Source organism: Solilutibacter tolerans, assembly GCF_900155935.1.
GTDB lineage: Bacteria > Pseudomonadota > Gammaproteobacteria > Xanthomonadales > Xanthomonadaceae > Solilutibacter > Solilutibacter tolerans.
This window is the reverse complement of the sequence record NZ_FTLW01000005.1, coordinates 221,912-240,715: the sequence shown is the minus strand read 5'-3', so window position 1 is coordinate 240,715 and position 18,804 is coordinate 221,912. Positions and strand designations below refer to the sequence as shown.

19 protein-coding genes are annotated in these 18,804 nt (G+C 61.6%); 6 read left to right on the top strand and 13 right to left on the bottom strand.

Annotation, left to right across the window (positions count from 1 at the left end; all coding sequences use genetic code 11):
- Positions 1-303, top strand: a 303-nt coding sequence (locus tag BW989_RS11460; RefSeq protein ID WP_242651436.1) for a phospholipase D-like domain-containing protein, incomplete at its 5' end; no start/stop codon positions are given.
- Positions 304-390: 87 nt separating this feature from the next.
- On the top strand, positions 391-1,332 hold the full coding sequence (locus BW989_RS11455; protein WP_076588373.1) for a mechanosensitive ion channel family protein: 942 nt from the start codon (positions 391-393) through the stop codon (positions 1,330-1,332).
- 5 nt (positions 1,333-1,337) lie between these two features.
- On the opposite strand, the gene orn is transcribed toward BW989_RS11455, so the two are convergent.
- Positions 1,338-1,901, bottom strand: a complete 564-nt coding sequence (orn, locus tag BW989_RS11450) for an oligoribonuclease (protein WP_076588436.1) — start codon at positions 1,899-1,901, stop codon at positions 1,338-1,340.
- A 58-nt stretch (positions 1,902-1,959) separates the two neighbouring features.
- Between orn and BW989_RS11445 the strand changes: the two genes are divergently transcribed.
- The gene (locus BW989_RS11445) at positions 1,960-2,418 is read left to right on the top strand and encodes a DUF2721 domain-containing protein (protein WP_076588371.1); all 459 of its coding nucleotides are present in this window, start codon (positions 1,960-1,962) and stop codon (positions 2,416-2,418) included.
- Here the strand turns inward: BW989_RS11445 and tadA are convergent, their stop codons facing one another.
- The 4 genes from tadA to folD all read right to left on the bottom strand — a co-directional run bounded on the left by tadA (position 2,419) and on the right by folD (position 7,060).
- A complete protein-coding gene (gene tadA, locus BW989_RS11440; RefSeq protein WP_425476661.1) occupies positions 2,419-2,892 on the bottom strand; it encodes a tRNA adenosine(34) deaminase TadA in 474 nt (157 codons plus the stop codon).
- Positions 2,892-4,472, bottom strand: a complete 1,581-nt coding sequence (gene guaA, locus BW989_RS11435; protein WP_076588368.1) for a glutamine-hydrolyzing GMP synthase — start codon at positions 4,470-4,472, stop codon at positions 2,892-2,894. Before guaA ends, tadA begins: the two co-directional genes overlap by 1 nt.
- Positions 4,473-4,666: 194 nt before the next feature.
- Entirely contained in the window at positions 4,667-6,127 is a 1,461-nt protein-coding gene (gene guaB, locus BW989_RS11430; protein WP_076588367.1) for an IMP dehydrogenase, read from the bottom strand.
- Positions 6,128-6,193: 66 nt separating this feature from the next.
- Positions 6,194-7,060 (bottom strand): bifunctional methylenetetrahydrofolate dehydrogenase/methenyltetrahydrofolate cyclohydrolase FolD, encoded by an 867-nt coding sequence (folD, locus tag BW989_RS11425; protein WP_076588365.1) that lies wholly within the window; start codon positions 7,058-7,060, stop codon positions 6,194-6,196.
- Between the two features lie 104 nt (positions 7,061-7,164).
- On the opposite strand from folD, the gene BW989_RS11420 reads away from it, so the two are divergent.
- On the top strand, positions 7,165-7,935 hold the full coding sequence (locus BW989_RS11420; RefSeq protein WP_165688600.1) for an alpha/beta hydrolase: 771 nt from the start codon (positions 7,165-7,167) through the stop codon (positions 7,933-7,935).
- Here BW989_RS11420 and moeB read toward each other — a convergent pair.
- The 8 genes from moeB to ndk all read right to left on the bottom strand — a co-directional run bounded on the left by moeB (position 7,932) and on the right by ndk (position 15,514).
- Positions 7,932-9,011 carry a molybdopterin-synthase adenylyltransferase MoeB gene (moeB, locus tag BW989_RS11415; RefSeq protein ID WP_076588364.1) on the bottom strand — a complete coding sequence of 360 codons (1,080 nt, stop codon included), beginning with the start codon at positions 9,009-9,011 and terminating at the stop codon, positions 7,932-7,934. The genes BW989_RS11420 and moeB overlap by 4 nt on opposite strands.
- Before the next feature lies 1 nt (position 9,012).
- Positions 9,013-10,413, bottom strand: a complete 1,401-nt coding sequence (der, locus tag BW989_RS11410) for a ribosome biogenesis GTPase Der (RefSeq protein ID WP_076588362.1) — start codon at positions 10,411-10,413, stop codon at positions 9,013-9,015.
- 3 nt (positions 10,414-10,416) lie between these two features.
- The gene (gene bamB, locus BW989_RS11405) at positions 10,417-11,607 is read right to left on the bottom strand and encodes an outer membrane protein assembly factor BamB (protein ID WP_076588360.1); all 1,191 of its coding nucleotides are present in this window, start codon (positions 11,605-11,607) and stop codon (positions 10,417-10,419) included.
- Between the two features lie 49 nt (positions 11,608-11,656).
- On the bottom strand, positions 11,657-12,271 hold the full coding sequence (locus tag BW989_RS11400) for a YfgM family protein (RefSeq protein ID WP_076588358.1): 615 nt from the start codon (positions 12,269-12,271) through the stop codon (positions 11,657-11,659).
- A gap of 77 nt (positions 12,272-12,348) precedes the next feature.
- A complete protein-coding gene (locus BW989_RS11395) occupies positions 12,349-13,110 on the bottom strand; it encodes a helix-turn-helix domain-containing protein (protein WP_076588356.1) in 762 nt (253 codons plus the stop codon).
- 17 nt (positions 13,111-13,127) lie between these two features.
- Positions 13,128-13,943, bottom strand: coding sequence for a tetratricopeptide repeat protein (locus BW989_RS11390; protein WP_076588354.1), 816 nt, complete (start codon positions 13,941-13,943; stop codon positions 13,128-13,130).
- The gene (gene rlmN, locus BW989_RS11385; RefSeq protein WP_076588352.1) at positions 13,930-15,084 is read right to left on the bottom strand and encodes a dual-specificity RNA methyltransferase RlmN; all 1,155 of its coding nucleotides are present in this window, start codon (positions 15,082-15,084) and stop codon (positions 13,930-13,932) included. Before rlmN ends, BW989_RS11390 begins: the two co-directional genes overlap by 14 nt.
- Positions 15,085-15,088: 4 nt before the next feature.
- The gene (gene ndk / locus BW989_RS11380; protein ID WP_076588350.1) at positions 15,089-15,514 is read right to left on the bottom strand and encodes a nucleoside-diphosphate kinase; all 426 of its coding nucleotides are present in this window, start codon (positions 15,512-15,514) and stop codon (positions 15,089-15,091) included.
- A gap of 227 nt (positions 15,515-15,741) precedes the next feature.
- On the opposite strand from ndk, the gene BW989_RS11375 reads away from it, so the two are divergent.
- Positions 15,742-16,365, top strand: a complete 624-nt coding sequence (locus tag BW989_RS11375) for a TetR/AcrR family transcriptional regulator (protein WP_076588432.1) — start codon at positions 15,742-15,744, stop codon at positions 16,363-16,365.
- A gap of 54 nt (positions 16,366-16,419) precedes the next feature.
- A complete protein-coding gene (locus BW989_RS11370; RefSeq protein ID WP_076588348.1) occupies positions 16,420-18,792 on the top strand; it encodes a 3-hydroxyacyl-CoA dehydrogenase/enoyl-CoA hydratase family protein in 2,373 nt (790 codons plus the stop codon).
- Positions 18,793-18,804 lie beyond the last annotated feature (12 nt).

Here is an 18,804-nt window from a genome sequence, read left to right as displayed (position 1 = left end):
GATCTTTTGGCCTGCGGCGTGACCGTGCTGGAATATCCGCTGGGCCTCTTGCATACGAAATCCATGGCCGTTGATGGTGAGATCGCATTGGTCGGCTCGGCCAATATGGATCGCCGCAGCCTTGAGCTGAATTATGAAAACAATCTACTCATCACCGATCGCGCCGTCACTCAAACGATCCGCGAGCGCCAACTGGGCTACGCATCAGTATCTCACCCCGTCGATGCACGTGAGGTCCAGGCCTGGCCATATCACCGGCGTCTGCTGCAAAACGCCATCGGCATGATGTCGCCCGTACTCTGATCAACGCTTCTTTCAGCTAGCCACCGGTACCATGCACAGATTATTCAACACGCCCCGCCTGGGGCGTGCGTGTCATCTGGAGCCCCCATGCCGTTGAATTTCCTAACCACCGCCGAAGCCAACTCATCCGAACTAGTGAAAGAGGTCAAAGGCGTCGATTGGCTGCAATTACTGGAAACCTGGGGGCTCAAGCTTTTAGCTGCTGTCATCATCTTTGTCGTGGGCCGCTGGCTGGCCAAGCGCCTTAGCAACGGTCTGGACCGGGTGATGGGCCGCGCAGGCGTGGATGTCACGCTAGGCGGCTTTCTACGCAACATCGCTTATGCAGTGATGCTGGTGCTGGTCATCATGACCGCGCTGAGCGCACTGGGTGTGCCAACGACATCCATGTTCGCGATCCTCGGCGCAGCCGGCCTTGCCGTCGGTTTGGCGCTCAAGGACTCGTTGTCCAACATCGCATCGGGCGTGATGTTGATTGTGCTGCGCCCCTTCCGCACAGGTGACCATGTGATCGCCGCAGGCCAGGAAGGCACGGTACTTGAAGTGCGCGTCTTCCAGACACGCCTGCGTGCGTTCGATCATCGCGTGATCATCCTGCCCAATAGCGAGATCACGACCGCGCCGATCATCAATTTCAGCACCCTGCCACAGCGGCGCATGGATATCACCGTGGGGGTTGGCTATGACGATGATCTGCATCTCGCGCGAAAAGTGCTGATGGAAATCGCCGAAAACGAGCCACTGCTCTCCAAGAACCCCGAGCCCGTGGTGCGCGTGGTGAATCTGGGCGAAAGCAGCGTGGATCTGGTGCTGCAGGCCTTCGCCCGCAACGATGACTACATCGAAGCACGCAGCAAGGTCACCGAGGCCGTGCGCAACCAGCTCATCGAACACGGGCTCAACATCCCCTATCCGCAGCGTGACCTGCACGTCTATCACCGCGACGCCGATGGCCGCCCGATCGCCGACATCTTGCTGCGCGGAGTCGCGGATGATGGGGATGTGGTCAAGCCCACGCCCCAAACCTGAACTACTTACCCCACCGCCAACGCACCGATGTGCTGGCGGTAGTACGCAAGTTCTGCGATGGAATCGCGCACGTCACTCAGTGCCGTGTGCGCACTTTCTTTCTGGAATCCAACCAACAATTGCGGGGCCCAACGTCGGGCCAACTCTTTCAACGTGCTGACATCCAGATTACGGTAGTGAAAGTAACGTTCCAGCATCGGCATTTGGCGGTGCATGAAACGGCGGTCCTGGCAAATGGAGTTGCCACACATCGGCGACGCACGCTCGGGCACCCACTTTCGTAGGAATTCGAGCGTGAGTGCTTCGGCCTCCTGCATCGAGACGCCCTGCTCGATCGATCGCTTCCACAAACCGGACTTGGTGTGTTGATTGCGGTTCCAATCGTCCATCGCCTCCAATGTGGCCAGCGAGTGTGCGATGGCCAACTCAGGCCCTTCGGCGAGAATGGTCAACTCGGCATCCGTCACCACGGTGGCGATTTCGAGGATGGAATCACGCTGTGTATCGAGCCCGGTCATTTCGAGATCGATCCAGATCAGCCGCAAAGAAGAAGCATTGGTTTCGGACATGGTTCGCATGCATGTGGAATCGTTGGCATCATAGCCCGTCACCCAATGGATCCGACCCATGTTCCAGTTCCTGGACACTGCCCATCACGCGATCCTGACCGCGATGCTGGCCCCCGCGTTGCTGATGACCGCCACCGCATCCTTACTGGTGTCTGCCAATACACGATTGGCCCGCGTGGTTGATCGGCTTCGCTCGCTGATTGTTGAGTGGGCGCATGACGCACCTGACCGCGAGCACCGCGACATCCAGATCAATCGCCATCGCCAGCGCGCACAGTGGGTGCTGCGCGCCTGTCAGATGCTCTACCTCGGCATGGGCAGCTTCGTCGGCACCAGTCTCGCCTTGGCGGGTGATGCTTTCCTGGGGTTCAAGTTGGGGATGATCCCCACCGTGCTCGCACTGATAGGTGTGGCCTTCCTGCTCGGCGCATGCTTCGCCATGTGGCGCGAGGTGAGCCTTGCCGTGGGCAGTTTCGACGTGGAACTGGACCAGGAACTGGCCCGCCGGCGCGCCTGATCAGATCGCAGGCTTGCCGCGCTTGGCACGGAAATAATTGGTCAACCGCGTACTGGCTTCTTCGGCCAACACGCCCGCCACTACCTCGACACGATGGTTGTGACGGGGGTCCGCCAACAAATTGAAGACACTGCCTGCGGCACCGGTCTTGGGGTCCGCTGCGCCATAGACGACCCGTGCGACGCGCGCATGCACCATCGCCATCGCGCACATCGCACAGGGCTCCAGGGTCACGTAGAGGGTGCAGCCGACCAAGCGATGATTGCCCAACGCCTGCCCTGCCCTGCGCAACGCCACGATCTCCGCATGCGCGCTGGGATCATGTTCGGCGATGTTGCGGTTCCAGCCTTCTCCGATCAGTTGGCCATCGGCATCCACCACCAATGCGCCAACCGGGATCTCGTCATCCTCTTGCTGTGCGCGCTCAGCCAAGGCCAGTGCTTGGCGCATCCAGTCCTCGTCGGACGGCGGCATCACTCCCATTCAATGGTCGCCGGCGGCTTGCCGCTGATGTCATACACCACGCGCGACACGCCACGCAGTTCGTTGATGATGCGGTTGCTCACCGTACCGAGGAAGTCATACGGCAGGTGCGCCCAATGCGCGGTCATAAAGTCGATGGTCTCGACCGCACGCAGCGCGATCACCCATTCGTAGGCACGCGCATCGCCCACAACGCCCACCGACTTCACCGGCAGGAATACGGCGAACGCCTGTGACGTCTTGTCGTACAGATCTGCCTTGCGCAGTTCCTCGATGTAAATCGCATCAGCCTTGGCCAACAGCTCGGCGTATTCGCGTTTCACTTCGCCCAAGATGCGAACGCCGAGGCCCGGGCCCGGGAACGGATGGCGATAAACCATCTCGCGCGGCAGGCCGAGTTCCACGCCCAGGCGGCGCACTTCATCCTTGAACAATTCGCGCAGCGGCTCGACCAAGCCCAGCTTCATATTTTCGGGCAGGCCGCCGACGTTGTGATGACTCTTGATCACGTGCGCCTTGCCGGTCTTGCTGCCGGCCGATTCGATCACGTCCGGATAAATCGTGCCCTGCGCCAGCCACTTGGCATTCTTCAACTTGTTCGATTCTTCATCGAAGATCTCGATGAAGAGGTTGCCGATGATCTTGCGCTTGGCTTCCGGGTCGCTGACGCCTTCAAGCGCCTTGAAATAGCGATCGGCCGCGTTGACCCGAATCACCTTGACGCCCATGCCGCCCTTGTCGGCTTCGGCAGCGAACATCGCCATGACCTGGTCGCCTTCGTTCCAACGCAAGAGGCCGGTATCGACGAAGACGCAAGTGAGCTGGTCGCCGATGGCCTTGTGCAACAGCGCAGCGACCACTGAAGAATCCACGCCGCCCGACAGGCCCAAAATCACTTCATCGGAACCCACTTGCTCGCGCACGCGCGCGATCTGGTCCTCGATGATGTTGGCCGCCGTCCACAGCGTCTGGCAGCCACAGACATCCACCACGAAACGGCGCAGCAGCTCCTGCCCTTGCTTGGTGTGGGTGACTTCGGGATGGAACTGCACGCCGTACCAGCGCTTGGCCTCACACGACATCGCAGCGACCGGGATGCGATCGGTGGTGGCGGTGATGTTGAATCCCGGCGGCGCCTGGGCGACATGATCGCCGTGGCTCATCCACACATCGATGCGCGGCGCGCCGTCGTGATCGCTCAAGCCCTTGAACAAGGCATCCGGCGTGGTGATTTCGACTTCCGCATGGCCGAACTCGCGTTGATCCGCAGCTTCGGTCGCGCCGCCCAGTTGCGCGGCGAGCGTCTGCATCCCGTAGCAGATACCGAGCAGCGGCAGTCCGCTGTCGAAGACTTGTTGGGGCGCGGCAGGCGCACCCGGCAGCGTGGTCGACTCCGGGCCACCCGAGAGGATGATGCCCTTCGCGCCGAACGCAGCGATTTCAGAAGGATCATGATCCCAGGCCCAGATCTCGCAGTACACGCCGATCTCGCGGATGCGGCGAGCAATCAGCTGCGTGTATTGCGCGCCGAAATCGAGGATCAGGATCTTGTCGCTGTGGATGTCGGTCATTTGGGTGGTGGTGCCGGTTGATAATCAGTAACGCATCTATCGATGGTGTAATCCCACGCACCGCCCCGATCCAGACATTGATCGGTCGGGCCAAGCGTCACAGGAATGAACCACCAACAAACTAGGATTAGAAAAAAAGCAAACGTAAAGAGAAGAAAAATCGTGCGCATCAATTGCGTCACGACCTTCATTCCTCACCCAGCCCGATAATTCGGCGGTTCCTTGGTGATCTGCACGTCGTGGACGTGGCTCTCACGCTGGCCCGCGCCGGTCACCTTGACGAACTGCGGCTTGGCGCGCATCTCTTCGATGCTGGCGCAGCCCACATAGCCCATCGTCGCGCGCAGGCCACCTGCGAGTTGGTGTACCACCGCCGACAGCGGCCCGCGATACGGTACGCGACCTTCGATGCCTTCCGGCACCAACTTGTCGGCGTCGCTGGAATCCTGGAAGTAGCGGTCTTTCGAGCCCTTCTCCATCGCGCCCAGCGACCCCATACCGCGATAGCTCTTGTAGCTGCGGCCCTGGAAGAGTTCGGTTTCGCCCGGCGATTCTTCGGTACCGGCAAACAGGCCACCGATCATGATGGTCGATGCGCCCGCGACCAGTGCCTTGCCGATGTCACCCGAATAGCGAATGCCACCATCGGCGATCAGCGGGATGCGGTCCTGCAGGGCTTCAGCCACCATCGAGATGGCGGTCACCTGCGGTACGCCGACGCCAGCCACGATGCGCGTGGTGCAGATCGAACCCGGACCCACACCGACCTTTACCGCATCCGCGCCCGCATCCATCAACGCCAACGCGGCATCGCCTGTGACGATGTTGCCGCCAATGACTTGCAGCTTCGGATAGTGCTTTTTCGCCCACGCCACGCGCTCGATCACGCCCTGCGAATGACCGTGCGCGGTATCGACGATGATCACGTCGACTTCGGCCTCCACCAAGGCTTCGATGCGCTGCTCGGTATCGCCGCCGACGCCAACCGCCGCACCCACGAGCAGCTGCTCGTCCGGATCGTAGGCCGCGTTCGGGTTGTCGCGCTTCTTCTGGATGTCCTTGACGGTGATCAGGCCACGCAGCGCGAAATCATCGTTGATGACCAGCACTTTTTCGATGCGATTCCGGTGTAGTTTCTCCAGCACTTCATCGTCGCTGGCGCCTTCTTTCACCGTGATCAGCTTTTCCTTGCGGGTCATGATGTTGTAGACCGGATCGTCCAGCTTCTTCTCGAAGCGCATGTCACGACCAGTGACGATGCCAACCAGTTGACCATCCGCATCCACCACCGGCACCCCGCTGATGTTGCGGGCGCGAGTGAGTTTCAGCACTTCGCCAATCGACGTATCCGGCGTGACCGTGAACGGCTCGCGGATGATGCCGGATTCGAAATTCTTGACCTGCTCGACGGCGCGGGCCTGTTCCTGCCAGCTCATGTTCTTGTGCAGGATGCCGATGCCGCCCAGTTGCGCCATCGCGATGGCAAGACGCGCATCGGTGACCGTGTCCATCGCCGCCGAGACGATCGGCAGATTCAGGCGCAGGCTATTGGTCAGTTTCGAGGAGAGCGACACGTCCTTGGGCAGGACGACGGAGTGCGCCGGGACGAGGGAGACATCGTCGTAGGTGAGTGCTTCTGCCAGGATGCGGAGCATACGGGTTCCGGGGGCTGGGAAGCGCGACATTGTACCGCGACAGCAAAGCTCGCGTCAGCTTGCCAGTCAGTCCCCCGCGTCGGCCAGCTCGGCGGCTTCCAAGGTGTTGCGCATCAAGGTGGCGACCGTCATCGGCCCTACCCCGCCCGGGACCGGGGTGATCCAGCCGGCCCGCTCGGCCGCGGCATCGAAGCCGATATCGCCGACCAGGCGGCCATCGTCAGTGCGGTTGATGCCGACATCGATCACCACTGCGCCCGGTTTAACCCATTCACCCGGTATCAAGGCCGGTTTACCCACCGCCACCACCAGGATATCGGCGTTGCGCACCGAGGCTTCCAGCACCTCGGGCGGGGTGAAACGGTGGCAGCAGGTGACCGTGCTGCCCGCGATGAGGAGCTCCATCGCCATTGGCCGGCCAACGTGGTTGGATACACCCACGATCGTGGCATTCGCGCCGCGAATCGGCTCACCGGTCTGGTTGAGGAGATGCATGATGCCGCGCGGAGTGCAGGGGCGCAGGCCGAATTGGCGCAGCGCCAGATGGCCAACATTCATCGGGTGGAAGCCGTCGACATCCTTGTGCGGGTCAATCCGCTCGATCAAGCGGCTGGCATCAGGAATTCCCGGCAGAGGCAGTTGGACCAGAATTCCATGCACGCTCGGATCTGCATTGAGCTGGTCGATGAGGGCCAGCAGCTCCTCTTCGGTCGTTTCGGCAAGGTTATGGTCGAAAGTCTGGATGCCGACGATCTCCGCCGCACGGCGCTTGTTGCGCACGTAGGACTGCGAGGCGGGATCGTTACCCACCAGCACCACCGCCAGGCCGGGGCGACGTTTGCCGGCCGCCAACCGCGCATCGACTTCTGCCTTCATCACGTGCAAAGCGTCATCGGCGATGCGCTTGCCATCCAGGATTCGAGCTTGGGTCATGATTCATGTGGCACCGACGGGGACGCGCCATTATCCCGGTCGATGCGGCCCGCGGCCAGCGGCGATATGCCGCATGCTGTTTTCACCTGCATGGGAGAGTCGATTTGAAGCTGATCTTGGGCCTGGGGGTACTCATCGCACTGATTATCGGCGCGGTGTTGGCCGGTTTCTATTTCGGCCAGCGACGGCTGATCTATTACCCCGACATGACCCGTGGCGATGCCACCATTGCCAGCACATTCGATCTGGTCCGCCCCGATGGCGTGCATTTGCGTGGTTGGGTGGACCGCCCTGGGCAATCGCGCGCCCTGCTCTACTTCGGCGGCAATGCGGAAACTCTGCAACAAGCACGAGCGCTATTGGCCGAGTGCTGCCCCGGTTGGACAGCGTACCTAGTGCCATATCGCGGCTATGGCGGCAGCGATGGCGAGCCATCGCGCGATGCGATCCTGACCGATGCGTTGGCGGTGTATGACGAAGTCGCCCGGCGACATTCCGGCCAACCGGTTGCCCTGGTGGGTCGTAGCTTGGGCAGTGGCGTCGCCAGTTGGGTGGCCAGCCAACGAACGGCCACGAAATTGGTGTTGATCACGCCCTTCGACTCACTTAGCCATGTCGCAAAGTCACATTACCCATGGTTGCCGGTGAACTTGCTGATGCGTGAGCGCTACGACAGCGCGGATTGGCTGTGCGCACGCACGCAACCCACGCTTGTGATCCGCGCGACTGATGACGAGGTGATCCCCTCGAAAAATACCGATGCACTGTTGCTTGCGCTCCCTACGAGCACGCGCGTAGTGACCATCGAAGGTGATCACAACAATCTGTCCGCGAATCCTGCCTACATAGAGGCATTGCGGGCATTTCTGCGTTAGTCGCGCTTGCCGCAGGCCGGGCAATCCGGATCGGCGCGCAATCGGGTTTCACGAAAGCGCATTGCCAATGCATCGAACTGCAGCAATCGACCTATCAAAGGATCGCCGACGTTCAGGATCAACTTGATCACTTCGTTCGCTTGCACCAAACCAATGATGCCGGGCACGACGCCGAGCACCCCGGCTTCTGCGCAATTGGGGGCGTCGTCCGGTGCCTCGGGAAACAGGCAGCGGTAACACGGCGCAACGCCTCGCTGGCGCCCGGCATCGAACACGCTTGCCTGACCATCGAAACGCTGCACGGCGCCATAGACCAAGGGCTTGCCCAACCGTATGCAAGCATCGTTGAGTGCATGACGTGCAGGAAAATTATCCGCGCCATCCATCACCACGTCGGCGTCGCTGACGTAGGCATCGACATTGTCGGCATCGATGCGTACACGCACCGCTTCAACCTCGATCTTAGGGTTCAACGCAAGCAAACGCTCACGTGCGGAATCGACCTTCGCAGCGAAATCCACCCCTGCATCCACATGCAATATCTGCCGCTGCAGGTTGCTGCGCTCGACGATGTCATCATCGACCAGGCGCAAATGCCCGACGCCTGCCGCCGCAAGATAGAACGCAGCCGGTGCGCCCAAACCACCGGCGCCGATAAGGGTGACGCGTGCCTGCTGCAGCTTGCGCTGCCCTACTATGCCGACTTGCGGCAATCGCAGTTGGCGCGAGTAACGCCCAAGGAAGTCCGCATCCAGGCTCGCTGCAGTTGTGGGCAAATCATCGCGTTGCCAGGCTTCGATGCCACCCTCGATGCTTGCGATGTCGACGAAGCCTTGCTTCAGCATAGCCTCGGCAACGCCTAGCGAGCGCATCCCACGCTGACAGATCAACAAGATCTCGGCGTCTGGTGGCAATCGTGATGCAGCATCTTCCAACAATAGATCTTGGGAAATTGCCTCCGCGCCCTCCGCCATGCCGGACGCTTGTTCCGCCTCGCTGCGCACGTCGATCAATCGGGCGCCAGCCTTGTATCGCACCAGCGCCTCAACAGGTGTCAGGCGACGTACGCCAGCCATTTCAACCCTTTCGTTTGACGTGACGAATCAACCGGCGCTTCTTGGCCACTTGGCGATCGGACAGAACGTTCTTCTTGTCCTTGTATGGGTTCTCGCCTTCCTTGAAGACAAAGCGCACGGGCGTGCCGACCAGCTTGAAGCGCTTGCGGAAGAAATTCTCCAGATAGCGCTTGTAGGTATCCGACAGCGTGCGAAGGCGAGTGCCGTGCACGATGAAGGTCGGGGGATTAGTGCCGCCCGGATGGGCGAAGCGCATCTTGGCCACGTGGCCACGTACCACCGGTGGCGGATTGGTTTCGTAGGCAATCTCGACCGCGCGGGTAACTTCGCTGGTGCCGAACTCGCGGGTCGCGGAGGCATGCGCGCGGTGCACTGCACGGAAAAGCTCACGCAGACCGGAGCCATGCAGTGCAGAGATGCGCACGGCCTCGGCCCAATCGACGAAGGCGAGCTTGCGCGGGAGCATGTCCTCGGCCTGCTGACGCTGGTAGTCGCTAAGACCATCCCATTTATTGATAGCGATGACCAGCGCTCGGCCAGCATCCAGGATCGCGCTCAGCACAGTAGCGTCCTGATCCGTCACGCCTTCGGTTGCATCCAACATCAACACGGCGACCTGGCATTCCTCAATCGCCTGCAGGGTCTTGATTGCGGAAAATTTTTCGACCACTTCATCGACGCGCGATTTGCGGCGCAGGCCGGCGGTGTCAATCAATCGATATTTGCGACCATCGCGCTCCAGATCGACGGCGATCGAATCGCGCGTGGTGCCCGGCACGTCAGACGCGATCATTCGCTCCTCGCCTAGGATGCGGTTCACCAAGGTCGATTTGCCGACATTCGGGCGTCCAATGAAAGCGATGCGCACGCGCTCTGGATCCGTATCCAGCGATTCGCCGCGGCCTTCATTCGGCAAGCGCGCATAGACGTCATCGAGCAATTCATCGATACCGGCACGGTGCGAAGCCGCAGTTTGCACCACGTCCTCGAAGCCGTACCGAGCAAATTCGTTTTCGGCCTGGCGTGCGTCGATGCCATCAACTTTGTTGACGACCAAAAGCACGGGACGACCGGATTTGCGCAGCCAGCTCAGGATTTCGTCATCCAGCGCTGACGGCCCTTCCCGGCCATCAACGACGAACAAGACGAGATCGGACTCTTCCGCGGCCGCACGCGCCTGGCGCGCAGTGGCACCAGCCAGACCTTCCTCATCACCCGCGATACCGCCCGTATCGACCAACACAAAGGGCCGGTCTTCCTGTAGGCGACAGACACCGTAATGGCGATCACGGGTCACGCCTGGCTGATCATGGACCAGCGCGTCGCGAGTGCGGGTCAGCGCATTGAAGAGCGTGGACTTGCCGACATTGGGCCGCCCTACCAGCGCAACGGTCGGCAACATGGACTATTGGCCTGCGCGGTAGGCAGTCAGGCCGCCATCGGTGTCCTGAACCAACAGGATGCCGTCAGCCACCACCGGCTGTGCACGCAGTGGCTTACGCGAAGTACGCACGCGAGCACTCATGTGACCATCGTCCAACGAGAACCAATGCAAGTAGCCATCGAAATCACCCACCACCACGTGGTTGCCCACGATAGCCGGCGCAGTGAGTGCACGACGCGGATACGAGGGCTGCTTCCACAGCGCTGCGCCGGTGGTTGCATCCAATGCCCAGACCACATCCTGTGCATCGGTCACGGCCAAACGACCGCTACCTGACGATGCCACGCCACCCACGCCGCCATGATCTTGCGCCACCCAAATCGGTTGGCCGGAGGGAGCGTCGATGGCCATGGTCTGCGGCTTGTAGCTGCTTACATAGAGCGTGGTGCCCTCAAGCAAAGGCGAACCATCGACATCGTTCATTCGATCCAGCTCGCTGCGGCCTTCCGGCTGCGCAATGGTCTGGCCCCACAGTTCGTTGCCATCGGCCGCCGAAAGCGCGACCAAGCGACCATTGTCGGTGCCGACGAATACAAAGCCCGGGCCAAGAGTGAGACCAGCATTGCCACGCACGGTCAGTGCAGGCATGTCCGAACGCCAATCCCAGCGCTTCTCGCCAGTGACGGCATCGAAAGCGGTGACGCGGCCATCATTGGAGCGCACGAACACCATGCCGCCGCCCACAGCCGGGGCCGCGATCACTTCGTTGAGTACCTGGCCTTTCCACTTCTCGGTACCGGTCGCGGCATCAAGCGCAATGACTTCACCATTCAAACCGCCCACGGCGACGATGCCATCGGCCACACCCGGACCACCGGCGAAGCGCGCATCTTTATCCCCCGTCCAAGTCCAGACGGTCTGACCACTTTGCAGGTCCAGCGCACGCACGGTCGAGCCACTACCGGCCGCATAGACTCGTCCATCCACCACCACCGGACGCTGACGCGCGCCAACGCGCACTTCGCTGCCACCCAGTTTGGCGGACCACAGCTGGCTGACCTTGGTGTCGGGAGTGATCTCGACCAGCGCTGCAGGCTTGGCCTCTTTCCCGCTCTTGCCGCCGAACCAGCCCTTGACGGTAGCGCAGCCGCCCAAGGCGACGACGCAGGCAGCGATGCCCAGGATGCGAAGGACGGGACGATTCGAAGACATGCAGTTTTCCTTGTAGGGGGAAGGAAGAAGATTCGGTGCAGGATGCAAATCAGGAGGCGTTGGTACTGCCACCCACATCCGCCAGCTTGAGCTCGACTACTTGACGCTCCGGTGAACCTTCTTCGAGTGTGCGCAAGGCTTGACGATAGGAAGCCTGGGCCTCGGCCGGCTTGCCGAGCTTGGCCTGGGCATCACCCAGCACCTCCAGCGCCGCCGGCGTCGTCGGCTTGCCGAGCAAGCGCACCGCGTCTTCCGCCTTGCCGGCAGAGATCAGGAGCTCGGCGGTGCGCTGGCGAATCACTTCGGCCAGCATCGGGTCGCTGGTCTTGGCTGCCTGCAGGGTGGCGAGGGCAGCCGCTTCCTTGCCTTCGTCCACTTGGGCTTTGGCCAGCTCCAAAGCACCGATGGCGGCATACGAGGTGCCGGCCAGCTTGCCGGTGAGCAGCTTGCCTGCCTGATCAGGATTGGTGGCCAGGGTTTGCGTAAATTGCTCGTACTCAGTGGCAACGGCGTCGCGCTGGTTGACCTGCTGCTGCTTCCACCAGGCCCAGCCCCAAATCAGGCCAAGACCCAAGGCGATGCCGCCAATCAGGCCCAGTGCGTTGCTTTGCAACCACGAACGGACGCGCTCGCCTTGTTCGTGTTCGTTAAGAAGTTCATCCATGGAAACGGCTACCCAGACCGCGCCGGGCGCGGTTTCTCAAATTGGTTCAGGGCGCCACCTACAAGGTGGCGGGACGCTTACTCGGCCGCGGTGACCGGCGAGCCGTCAGAGGATACCGCAAAGCGGGCAACGTTCGACTTGAGCCAGGGTGTCATGTCGACTGGCTGTCCGGCTCGCTCCACCCTGACATCGGAGACATTGCCCACCACGGCGCGACCCAATTGCCCCGCGGCGAATTGACGGCGATCGCCCGGTTTCATCAGGCCTTTCTCAAGCGTGCTGCCATCGGGTGCGTAGAACTGAACCCAACTTTCACCATCGAATTCAAAGCTGAGCGCAGCCGGCGCTGGCTTGGGCAAAGAAGTCATTGAGGCTGCGACGGGCTCGCGCTTCTTCGGCATCAATTCCGTGCCTGGCGCGGGCTTCTGGGAGGCCTGCTGCGATTGCTCCGGCACCGGCGAGCGCGTGGCCACCATGTAAACCGGAATCGCCAAACCGAGCGTCATCACCACATAGACGATCTTGCTGCCCAATTGGCTGAAGAAACGCTCCCAACCCGGCGTGTGCTCTCGGGTGATCAACTCAACCGGACGAACCGGGGCAACATCGGCCTCGGCTAGCAATGCATCGGCATCCACGCCCAACAGCTTGGCGTAACTACGCAGCTGCCCACGCACGAAAACCGGAGCGCCCAACTTCGACCACTCTCCGCTTTCCAGCGCAGAAAGTGCACGAATGGGCATGCGCGATTGGACGCTCGCTTCTTCCAGGCTCCATCCTGCTTGCTCTCGTGCCGCTTGCAGGCGTTGCCCGCAGGCTAAGGTGTTGTCGTTGCTCATGGAAATGGTCATGGCAGTCAGTTCCCGGGAGGCGGGGTGTTGGTGTTAGGAAATTCGGAGCGGAGACGTTGCTGATACATCGCGGCAGCGCGCGTGTCTCCCAAGCGACTTTCGACGTCGGCTGCGGTCGAGAGGGCGGATGCGCTCACCGGCGGCAAATCCAAACGGCGCTCGATATAGGCGCGTGCATCCATCGCCCGGCCTCGCTTGAGCGACAGGTTAGCGAGGGACTCAAGCGCAAGCGCGCTTTGCGGGTCGTACTGGATCGCTTGCTGGAGGTAGGTGTCGGCGCGCTGTTCCATGCCAACGCCCAACGCGCAGGTGCCGGCATTGGCCAAACTAGCGGCACGATCTTCGCCTGCTTGGTTTTGCGCCGCGTAATCGAAATATTGAAGCGAGCCTGCGGCATCGCCATTGGCACACAACCAAGTGCCGTAATTGGATGCTTCGGCCGGACGGCCTTGTGAAAGTTGCGCCGCTTTCTTCAGCCAGTCACCTGATTCGGCCGTGCGTCGGCGCTGCCCGGCGATCACGCCCATCAAGGTGTGCGCATCGATGGATTTCGGGTCCGCCTTCAAGGCGGCACGTGCATTTTTCTCCGCCCCGACGATGTCGCCTTGCTGATAGGCGGTCGATGCCGCCGCGACCAGCTGATAAGCAGATTCCCGCGCCTTGACCGCGGCGTTGTCACGCGCGCGCACCGGTTGGCGCACCTGCTCGACTTCCATCTTGCTCAAATCTGGCTTTACGAAGGTCAGACGGCTGCACCCAGACGCAAACAAAAGTCCGCCCGCGATCGCGACACTCAACAGGAGACGATCAAGCCGCAGCATCGACGCCTCCTTCCTGCGCTTTCAGGCGCTTGGCATGTTCGGCCTGGCGACGGGTGCGATCGAGCACCTGGCCTTTCAGCTGACCGCACGCGGCATCGATATCATCGCCGCGCGTGCGGCGCACCGGCGCAACGAGGCCGGCGTTGTTGAGCACCTTCTGGAACGCACGGATGTCGTCGGATGACGAACGCTCGTAGCGTGTACCCGGGAAGGGATTGAACGGGATCAGGTTGACCTTGGCCGCATCGCTCATTTGCACGCGACGGTCGAAATCGCGCATCAACTTGGAGAGCGCACGCGCATGCTCGGGTTGATCATTGACGCCGCGCATCAGCGTGTATTCAAACGTCACCGATTCGCCTTTCTTGCGCTGCGCGTAACGCACGCAGGCATCCATCAAGGTGGCGATGTCGTATTTCTTGTTGAGCGGGACGAGCTCGTTGCGCAGGTCATCGAATGGCGCATGGAGCGAGACGGCCAGGGACACGTCGCTCTCGTTGGCGAGGCGATCGATCATCGGCACCAGACCCGCGGTCGATAGCGTGACGCGCTTGTTGGCCAGGCCGTAGCCCAGATCGTCGCGCATCACGCTCATCGCGCGCACGACGTTGTCGAAATTCATCAGCGGCTCGCCCATCCCCATCATCACCACATTGGTGAGACGACGTTCGCGATGCGGCACGTTGCCGAGGTGGCGACCCGCCGCCCACACCTGGCCGATGATCTCGGCGGTGGACAGGTTGCGGTTGAAGCCTTGGGTGGCGGTGGAGCAGAACGTGCAGTTGAGCGCGCAGCCCACCTGCGAGGAGACGCATAGCGTGCCGCGGCCCTTGTCGGGGATGTAGACGGTTTCGATGGCGTTGCCGCCATCCATGCCCAGCAGCCATTTATGCGTGCCGTCTTCCGACCCTTTGTCGAACAAGACATTCGGCACGATGATCTCGGCGTGTTGTTCAAGCTTGGCGCGAAGCGCTTTGCCGAGATCGGTCATTTCATCGAACGTGGTGACGTGTCGATGATGGATCCACTTCATCACCTGGTGCGCGCGAAAGCGCTTCTCGTCGAGGGTTTCGACGAAGAAGCGCTCCAGACCATCACGGTCCAGCTCCAGCAAATTCTGCTTGGGCTGCGCGTCGTTCATGGCATTAGCGGGACAAAACGTCCGTGGCCGGGAAGAAGTACGCGATCTCGATCGCAGCGTTCTCCAGCGAGTCCGAACCATGCACGGCATTCGCATCGATGGAGTCCGCGAAGTCTGCACGAATCGTGCCGGCGGCCGCTTCCTTCGGATTGGTCGCGCCCATCAGGTCACGGTTCTTCAGCACCGCGCCCTCGCCTTCCAGCACCTGGATCATCACCGGGCCGGAGATCATGAAGTTCACCAGCGCGCCGAAGAACGGACGCTCACGATGCACGGCATAGAAACCTTCGGCTTCCTGCTTCGACAACTGCTTCATCTTCGAAGCGATGACCTTCAGGCCATTCTTCTCGAAACGCGAATAGATTTCGCCGATCACGTTCTTGGCAACGGCATCGGGTTTGATGATGGAAAGGGTGCGCTCCTGCGCCATGGGGGTCTCCGGCTTCTCTGGGCCACGGGCAAACGCCCGCGGTTCGGGTGGTGGATGCCAAATCTGCGAAAAATCGCGGGCTTAGCGGAATATTCACCAAACAGTCTAACGAATGCTTGACGCTACGTACACATCCTTACTAAACCGGTTCTGCGCGCTCCCGGCCCTTGACGCCGCTCACCGGATGGCGCAAAGTCAATCAACTGTTTGAATCGAGCGTTGCAGGCATGTCCACGACCCAGTTCAGCACCAAGGACCGCATCCTCAATGCCGCCGAGGGGCTGTTCGCCCAGCAAGGCTTCGCCGGCACTTCCCTGCGCGAGGTCACCAGCCGCGCGGATGTGAACATAGCGGCGGTCAATTATCACTTCGGCAGCAAGGAAAACCTCATCAATGAGGTATTCCGGCGGCGTATGGACGAGATGAGTGACGCCCGAATTTCCCTGTTGGAACAAGCGGTTGCAGCCCAACCCGGTGCCATCGAGCCAATCCTGCGTGCCTTCGTGATCCCTGCCCTCGCCGTGTCGCAGGATCGCGGCGGCGGTGTGGCCTTCATCCGCGTCATCGCCCGTGCCTACGCCGAGAAGAACGACGGCCTGCGGGCATTCCTCTCCGCCCGTTATGGCCACGTCCAGCGCGATTTCGCCAAGGCGCTGGCGACCTGCCTGCCCGAACTGAGTAAAGAGCAGCTGTATTGGCGGCTGGACTTCCTGGCCGGCGCCCTGACCTATGCCATGGCGGATTTCGGGGCGATCAAGCGCCCTCATGGCGTATCCGAAGAAACCCATCGGCAGCGCGCGGCGGATGAATTGATCGCCTTTGCCGCCGCCGGCCTCAAGGCCACCCCCTGACCCGTTCCCGTGCTGGGGTGACCCGGCCGGTCCTTTCTCTCCCTGGAGCCTGACATGTCCGAAAAACTCCTGATCCGTCGCGTTGCCGTCCTGGGCGCGGGCGTGATGGGTGCGCAGATTGCTGCGCAACTCGTCAACGCCGGCATCGACACCGTCCTGTTCGACCTGCCTGCCAAAGAAGGCGACAAGAACGGTATCGTGCAAAAGGCCATCGCCAACCTGACCAAGCTCTCGCCGGCACCGCTCGGTGTGAAGTCGCTGGCCGAAGCCATCGTCCCGGCCAACTACGAGACCGACCTGGGCCTCCTCGAAAGCTGTGACCTGGTAATCGAAGCTATCGCCGAGCGCATGGATTGGAAGCAGGATCTGTACAAGAAGATAGCGCCGCACGTCCCCGCACACGCGGTGCTGGCTTCGAACACCTCGGGCCTTGGCATCAACAAGTTGGCCGACGTGCTGCCGGAAGAGTTGCGCTACCGCTTCTGCGGCGTGCACTTCTTCAACCCGCCGCGTTATATGTATCTGGTGGAACTTATCCCAACCAAATACACCGATCAAACGGTGATGGACGGTCTGGAAAGCTTCCTGACTACTTACGTCGGCAAGGGCGTGGTGATCGGCCGCGATACGCCGAACTTCATCGGCAACCGCATCGGCGTGTTCTCTATCCTCGCGACGATGCATCACACCGCGCAGTCGAACCTCGGCTTCGACACCGTCGATGCGCTGACCGGCCCGCTGCTGGGCCGCCCGAAATCCGCGACGTATCGCACCGCCGATGTCGTCGGCCTCGACACCATGGGGCACGTCATCAAGACGATGGCTGACACCCTGCCGGAAGACCCGTGGCACCAATACTTTGCTGCACCGGCGTGGTTGAAGGCGCTGGTCGACAAGGGCGCGTTGGGCCAGAAGACCGGTGCCGGTATCTATCGCAAGGTCGGCAAGGACATCCTGGTGCTGGATGTTGCCAAGCAGGACTACGTTGCCCAGGGCGATGGCGCCGCGCCGGAAGTGGTCGAAATCCTCAAGGAAAAGGACCCGGCGAAGAAGTTCGCCGCGCTGCGTGCTAGCGAGCATCCGCAGGCGAAGTTCCTGTGGGCGATTTTCCGCGACCTGTTCCACTACGCCGCCTACCACCTGGGTGACATCGCCGAGACCGCGCGCGACGTGGACCTCGCCATCCGCTGGGGTTACGGCTGGAAGCTCGGTCCGTTCGAGACCTGGCAGGCCGCCGGCTGGAAGCAGGTCGCCGAATGGATCAACGAAGACATCGCCGCCGGCAAGGCGATGAGCAGTGCGCCGCTGCCTGCTTGGGTGTTGTCGCGCGATGGCGTGTACAGCGCCGAAGGCAGCTATAGCCCGACGCAGGACAAGGTCGTCGCGCGCTCTGCCCTGCCCGTCTACCAGCGCCAGCGTTTCGCTGATCCGGTGCTGGGCGAGAAGCCCGTACAAGGCAAGACCGTGTGGGAAAACGAAGGCGTCCGCCTGTGGGCCGATGACGGCGACGACATCGCCGTGCTCAGCTTCAAAACCAAGCTGCACACCGTCAATGATCACGTCCTCAACGGCGTGCAGGAAGCGATCCGCATCGCCGAGAAGCAATTCAAGGGCATGGTGATCTGGCAGGCCGCCGAGCCGTTCTCGGCCGGCGCCGACCTCGCCGGTGCGCTGGGCCTGGTGAAGGACGGCAAGATCGATCAGTTCGAGGCGATGGTCGCCAACTTCCAGAAGACCAGCCAGGCGATCAAGTACTCGCTGGTGCCGGTCGTCACCGCCGTGCGCGGTTTGGCACTGGGCGGCGGCTGCGAATTCCAGATGCACTCGGCCAAGACCGTCGCGCACCTGGAGAGCTACATCGGCTTGGTTGAAGCCGGCGTTGGCTTGTTGCCGGCCGGTGGTGGATTGAAGGAATTTGCCGTACGCGCGTCACAGGCCGCGGGCCCGAATGGCGATGTCTTCGCCGAACTCAAGAAGGGCTTCGAATGTGCTGCCATGGCCAAGGTTTCTACGTCCGCGTTGGATGCCAAGGAGCTGGGCCTGATGCGTCCGGGCGATCGTGTGGTCATGAACGCCTTCGAGCTGCTCGAGATCGCCAAGGCCGAAGCCCTCGCGATGGCCGAAGCCGGTTATCGCCCGCCGCTGCCGGCGCGCAATATTCGTGTCGCCGGTGACGTCGGCATCGCTACCTTCAAGATGATGCTGGTCAACATGCTGGAAGGTCGCTTCATCAGCGAATACGACTACGAGCTCGCTTCCCGCATCGCCACCGTGATTTGCGGCGGCGAAGTGGACCGCAATTCGACCGTCGACGAGGAATGGTTGATCCGCCTCGAACGCAAGCATTTCGTCGAACTGGCGCAGCAACCCAAGACCCAAGCCCGGATCGAGCACATGCTCAAGACCGGCAAGCCGCTGCGCAACTGACCCGCGACGACG

Excerpts from the sequence above, each read along its gene's own strand:
- bamB (WP_076588360.1), bottom strand. The coding sequence starts at position 11,607 with ATGTCTTCGAATCGTCCCGTCCTTCGCATCCTGGGCATCGCTGCCTGC.
- der (WP_076588362.1), bottom strand. The coding sequence starts at position 10,413 with ATGTTGCCGACCGTTGCGCTGGTAGGGCGGCCCAATGTCGGCAAGTCC.
- guaA (WP_076588368.1), bottom strand. The coding sequence starts at position 4,472 with ATGACCGACATCCACAGCGACAAGATCCTGATCCTCGATTTCGGCGCG.
- BW989_RS11400 (WP_076588358.1), bottom strand. The coding sequence starts at position 12,271 with ATGGATGAACTTCTTAACGAACACGAACAAGGCGAGCGCGTCCGTTCG.
- BW989_RS11390 (WP_076588354.1), bottom strand. The coding sequence starts at position 13,943 with ATGCTGCGGCTTGATCGTCTCCTGTTGAGTGTCGCGATCGCGGGCGGA.
- ndk (WP_076588350.1), bottom strand. The coding sequence starts at position 15,514 with ATGGCGCAGGAGCGCACCCTTTCCATCATCAAACCCGATGCCGTTGCC.
- BW989_RS11445 (WP_076588371.1), top strand. The coding sequence starts at position 1,960 with ATGTTCCAGTTCCTGGACACTGCCCATCACGCGATCCTGACCGCGATG.
- BW989_RS11395 (WP_076588356.1), bottom strand. The coding sequence starts at position 13,110 with ATGAGCAACGACAACACCTTAGCCTGCGGGCAACGCCTGCAAGCGGCA.
- BW989_RS11455 (WP_076588373.1), top strand. The coding sequence starts at position 391 with ATGCCGTTGAATTTCCTAACCACCGCCGAAGCCAACTCATCCGAACTA.
- moeB (WP_076588364.1), bottom strand. The coding sequence starts at position 9,011 with ATGGCTGGCGTACGTCGCCTGACACCTGTTGAGGCGCTGGTGCGATAC.
- BW989_RS11370 (WP_076588348.1), top strand. The coding sequence starts at position 16,420 with ATGTCCGAAAAACTCCTGATCCGTCGCGTTGCCGTCCTGGGCGCGGGC.
- orn (WP_076588436.1), bottom strand. The coding sequence starts at position 1,901 with ATGTCCGAAACCAATGCTTCTTCTTTGCGGCTGATCTGGATCGATCTC.
- rlmN (WP_076588352.1), bottom strand. The coding sequence starts at position 15,084 with ATGAACGACGCGCAGCCCAAGCAGAATTTGCTGGAGCTGGACCGTGAT.
- tadA (WP_425476661.1), bottom strand. The coding sequence starts at position 2,892 with ATGCCGCCGTCCGACGAGGACTGGATGCGCCAAGCACTGGCCTTGGCT.
- guaB (WP_076588367.1), bottom strand. The coding sequence starts at position 6,127 with ATGCTCCGCATCCTGGCAGAAGCACTCACCTACGACGATGTCTCCCTC.
- BW989_RS11375 (WP_076588432.1), top strand. The coding sequence starts at position 15,742 with ATGTCCACGACCCAGTTCAGCACCAAGGACCGCATCCTCAATGCCGCC.
- folD (WP_076588365.1), bottom strand. The coding sequence starts at position 7,060 with ATGACCCAAGCTCGAATCCTGGATGGCAAGCGCATCGCCGATGACGCT.